Origin of the sequence: Sinomonas flava (assembly GCF_039531875.1) — a bacterium.
GTDB lineage: Bacteria > Actinomycetota > Actinomycetes > Actinomycetales > Micrococcaceae > Sinomonas > Sinomonas flava.
The window spans coordinates 135,203-139,868 of the sequence record NZ_BAAAQW010000009.1 but is presented as its reverse complement, the minus strand read 5'-3'; the positions used below and the strand labels follow the sequence as shown (position 1 = coordinate 139,868).

Sequence of the window (4,666 nt, the reverse complement as noted above, 5' to 3'; positions counted from 1 at the left end):
CCGGGTGCGGCGCCGCCGTCGTTCCCCAGGCCGTCCGAGGGGGGTCGAGCTGGGCTTGGCTCGAGTGGGCCCGGAGCGTCGCTAGGGTGGGCGCATGAGCAGCGCCCGGACCCCCTTCATCCTCCTGCACGGCTGGGCCTGCCCGCCGGCGAACTGGAACGCGGTCGCGCGGCTCCTCACAGCGGGAGGGCACCGCGTCGTGACGCCCCACCTGCTCGGGTACGGGCCCGGGAGCGTCGGCGCCGACGAGGACGCGTGGACGCTCGAGGCGGCCGCGGACGACGTCGTGCGCCTCCTCGAGCGGCTCGGCTCGCCTGCCGTCGTGGCCGGGCACTCTCTCGGCGGATCCATCGCGGCGACGCTCGCAGCCCGCCGGCCGGACCTCGTGAGGGGACTCGCGTTCGTCGGCATGGTCCCAGTGGGGCCCAGCGCGGCGACAGCCGAGCGGCTCACGAGGCTGTTCCTCGGGCCGACCGCCCCCGCCGGACCTGACGCCGCCGCCATCGAATCCGTGCTCACCGCCTGGTACGGCGTCGCCCCGACCGATCCCGTCCTGCGGGCCGAGCTCGAGGCGCCGTTCCGCGTCCGCCCCGACGTCCTGCGGGGCTCCCTCCGCGCAGCCCTCGGCGGCGTCGCGCCCGAGGTGCACAAGAAGATCGAGGCGCCGGTCGCCGTCGTGCTCGGAGCCGGAGACCGGACACGGCCGGCGGGGCCCATCGAGGCCCTCCTCGCCGCGCACCCGGGCTGGACCCTCACGAGCGTGCCGGACGCCGGCCACATGGTGCATGTGGAGGCGCCGCAGCAGTGCGCCGACGCCCTGCTCGCGCTCGCCGCGTCGGTCCCGACGGCGCCGGTCGTCCCCCGACACTCGCGGCAGCCAGAGGCCCCTACCCGCGAGTAGGGACGCGGCGTACCATGGTCTGACAGCTTGGGGTCACCGGCCCGCGGCGCCCCTCGGACGACAGGGGGCAGCCATGAGCACCGAGACCGATCCGACAACCTCTGCCGCACCCCCAGCCGCACCCCGTGTCGCGCCCCCTGCAGCCGGAACCGGCGCCGCCCCGGGCGAGCCGATCACCACGCCCGAATCACACAAGGAGGCGGCCTGGGCCGAGTCCCGCGCTGTGGCGGAGGCCAGCCGGCAGACGGAGTGGGAGCGCCCGAGCTTCGGCAAGGCCCTCTACCTCGGCGACTTCCAGTGGGACCTCATCCACCCCGTTCCCGAGCCCGCGGCCGAGGATGTCGAGCGCGGCGAGGCATTCCTCGCGCGACTGCGCGAGCTCGCCGCCTCGATGGACGGCCGCCGCATCGAGGCCGAGGACCGGATCCCGGACGAGTACCTCCGCGCCCTCGCCGGGGTCGGCGCCTTCGGGATGAAGATCCCCACCGAGTACGGCGGTCTGGGGCTCACGCTCGCCTACTACGGGCGCGCGCTCATGCTCCTGGGCTCGGTGCACCCCTCGATCGGCGCGCTGCTCTCGGCGCACCAGTCGATCGGGGTGCCGGAGCCCGTGAAGATGTTCGGCTCCATGGAGCAGAAGAAGACCTTCCTCCCCCGCTGCGCCGCGGGCGCCGTGACGGCGTTCCTCCTCACCGAGCCCGACGCCGGCTCCGACCCTGCCCGCCTCACGACCACGGCCCGCCTCGCCGACGACGGCGAGAGCTACGTCCTGGACGGTTCGAAGCTGTGGACCACGAACGGGGTCATCGCAGAGCTCGTGGTCATCATGGCCAAGGTCCTCCCGCATGAAGCCGCCGGCGACGTGCCCGCGGGCAAGGGCGGGATCACGGCGTTCGTGGTCGACATGGCCAGCCCGGGCATCACCGTGGAGAACCGCAACTCGTTCATGGGGCTCAAGGGCCTCGAGAACGGCGTGACGCGGTTCGACGGCGTGCGTGTGCCCGCCGCGAACCGCGTGGGACGGGAGGGGCTCGGGCTCAAGATCGCCCTGACGACCCTCAACACGGGGCGCCTCTCGATCCCTGCCCTCTGTGCGGGCGGTGCGAAGTGGGCGCTCAAGATCGCCCGCGAGTGGTCGGCGGCGCGGGTGCAGTGGGGCCGCCCGATCGGCGAGCACGAGGCGGTGGCGAGCAAGATCGCCTTCATCGCCGCCACGGCCTTCGCCCTCGAGTCCGTCTTCGAGGTGTACGCGGCCGTCGCTGATGCCGGCATGAAGGACGTCCGGATCGAGGCGGCCCTGTCCAAGCTGTGGACCTCCGAGATGTCCTACACGGTCGCGGACGAGCTCCTCCAGATCCGGGGCGGCCGCGGCTACGAGACCGCCGAGTCGCTGCGGGCCAGGGGCGAGCGTGCCGTCCCCGCGGAGCAGCTCGTGCGGGACCTGCGGATCAACCGGATCTTCGAAGGGTCCACGGAGATCATGCGGCTGCTCATCGCGCGCGAAGCGGTGGACGCCCACCTCGCCGCGGCCGGAGACCTCGCCCGCGGCGACGCGACCTTCGCCGAGAAGGCCCGGGCGGCGCGGGACGCTTCTGGCTTCTACGCGAAGTGGCTGCCCAAGCTGCTCGCGGGCGAGGGCAATGACCCCCGCGCCTACCGCGAACACGGGCCCCTCGGGCGGCACCTGCGCTACATCGAGCGGGCGTCGCGGCGCCTGGCCCGCCACACCTTCGCGGGGATGGGCCGGTGGCAGGCCGGGCTCGAGCGCCGGCAAGTGTTCCTGGGGCGGGTCGTGGACATCGGCGCCGAGCTCTTCGCCATGGCTGCCACGTGCAGCCGCGCCGAGCAGCTCCGCTCCGCCGGAGCTCCGGGCGCCGAGAGCGCGCGGGACCTCGCCGAGGCGTTCTGCGGGCAGTCCCGCCGGCGGATCGAGACGCTGTTCTCCTCGCTCTGGGACAACACGGACGACGCCGACCGCCACCTCGCCCGCCGCGTCCTCGCCGGCGACTTCGCCTGGCTCGAGGAGGGCGTGCTCGACCCGTCCGAGGGCACCGGGCCGTGGATCGCGCCGCCGGCCGCCGGGCCGAGCACAGCCGCGGACGTGCACCGAAGCGTGCGGTAGCCAATCGTCCTGGCCCGGGCGGACGCCGGCTCAGCGGTCGAGGGTGACGGTGCGCAGGTCGAGGCGGCGCAGCACGCGGTCGACGAGCTCCGGGTCGTTGCCCGGTTCGTTGCGGGCGGCGAGCATCTCGCGGCGTGCGGCGTCGAGGGCATCGCGCTGGGCGCGGTCCATCACGGCGAGCACGGCTTGGAGCCTGCGCATCTTCTCGGGGTCTTCGGCGTAGTCCGACTCGAGGATGCTGTGGAGGGAGGACATCCGCCGGGCGAGCGCCTTGCGCCGTCCTTCGGGGAGCTTCCGTGCGGCCGGCGAGCTGCGCAGGGCCTCGAGTGCCACCCGCTCGGCCCGGCGCGCGAGGCCCCGCTGCGCCTGTTCCTCCGCTGCGCGGTCATAGGGCAGGCGGAGCACCCGCATGAGCCAAGGCAGTGTCAGGCCGGGAAGGACCAAGGTGGCCACCAGGACGGACACCGCCACCGCGACCACGAAGTTGCGCCCGGGAGTGGGCGACCCGTCGGCCAGCGTGGAGGGGAGCGCGAGGGCCAGGGCAAGCGTGGCGAGGCCGCGCATGCCGCACCACGTCAGCACCACGACTTCCTTGAGCGTGCCCGGCGTCCTCTCGCGCCGCTCCGCTCCCCCGATCCGGTACATTCCGTACATCCACACGAACCGCACCAGGATGACAGTCACGCAGATGGCCGCGATGCCGGGAATGAATGTCACGAGGTTGGGGCCCTCCGCCACAACGACCGTGCGCATCTCGATCCCCACGAGGCCGAAGGCGATCCCCGTGGTCAGGAGCTCGAGCACTTCCCAGAAGGCCGAGCGGGTCAGCCGCTCCTCGGAGTCCTGGGGCCGGGCCCTCCGGCCCAGCTCCACCGCGGTGACCACCACCGCGACCACCCCCGAGCAATGCACCACCTCGGCCAGGAGGTAGACGGCGTAGGGTGCCACGAGGGTGGCCGCGCTGCGGGCCACGAGGTTGGGCACGAACCGGGTGAGCGCGCCGACGACCCACGCCATCGCGAGCCCCAGCAGCACCGCCCCGGCCGCCCCGACGAGGAACCGCGGCACAACGTCCCAGCCGACCCGCTCATGGTTCACAGTCGCTGACACGGCGGTCTGGAAGATCACGATGGCCATGGCGTCGTTGAACAGGCCCTCGGTCTGGAGCACCGTCAGCAGCCTGCGCCGCATGCTGACCTTGCCCGCGACCGCCTCCACGGCCACCGGATCGGGCGGGGCGACGACCGCTCCGAGCGCGATCGCCAGCGGCACCCCGACAGCGGGAACCAGCCAGGACGTCACCGCCGCCACGGCCGCCACCGTAGCGACGACCAGCAGCACGGCCAGAAGCACGAGCGAGCGCCAGCGGAGCCGGAACACGGACCAGCTCGAGCGCTGGGCGGCGGCGAACAGGAGCGGCGGAAGGAAGAGCGGAAGGATCAGCTCCGGCTCGATGTGGGTGGCCGGGACGAAGGGCAGCGACGCGGCGAGGGCCGAGAACACCAGCATGAGGATGGGGTACGGCAGGCGGATCCGCTCGCCGATCCCGACGATGACCACCGTCCCGAACAGCAGGCCGACCACAAGCAGCAGAAATTCCATGCGCTCCCCTTCGCCTCAGGAGCATCCTTCCACGCCGCGGG

General features: G+C 73.2%; 3 protein-coding genes. 2 read left to right on the top strand and 1 reads right to left on the bottom strand.

Going from position 1 to position 4,666, the window contains the following annotated elements; all coding sequences use genetic code 11:
• Window positions 1–94: 94 nt before the first annotated feature.
• Window positions 95–901, top strand: a complete 807-nt coding sequence (locus ABD298_RS15060; protein WP_344300573.1) for an alpha/beta fold hydrolase — start codon at window positions 95–97, stop codon at window positions 899–901.
• A gap of 73 nt (window positions 902–974) precedes the next feature.
• The gene (locus ABD298_RS15055; RefSeq protein ID WP_344300572.1) at window positions 975–3,023 is read left to right on the top strand and encodes an acyl-CoA dehydrogenase family protein; all 2,049 of its coding nucleotides are present in this window, start codon (window positions 975–977) and stop codon (window positions 3,021–3,023) included.
• A 30-nt stretch (window positions 3,024–3,053) separates the two neighbouring features.
• Here the strand turns inward: ABD298_RS15055 and ABD298_RS15050 are convergent, their stop codons facing one another.
• A complete protein-coding gene (locus ABD298_RS15050) occupies window positions 3,054–4,625 on the bottom strand; it encodes a cation:proton antiporter (protein ID WP_344300571.1) in 1,572 nt (523 codons plus the stop codon).
• Between the last annotated feature and the right edge of the window lie 41 nt (window positions 4,626–4,666).

Coding starts and splice junctions, on each gene's coding strand:
- ABD298_RS15060 (WP_344300573.1), top strand. CDS start 95: ATGAGCAGCGCCCGGACCCCCTTCATCCTCCTGCACGGCTGGGCCTGC.
- ABD298_RS15055 (WP_344300572.1), top strand. CDS start 975: ATGAGCACCGAGACCGATCCGACAACCTCTGCCGCACCCCCAGCCGCA.
- ABD298_RS15050 (WP_344300571.1), bottom strand. CDS start 4,625: ATGGAATTTCTGCTGCTTGTGGTCGGCCTGCTGTTCGGGACGGTGGTC.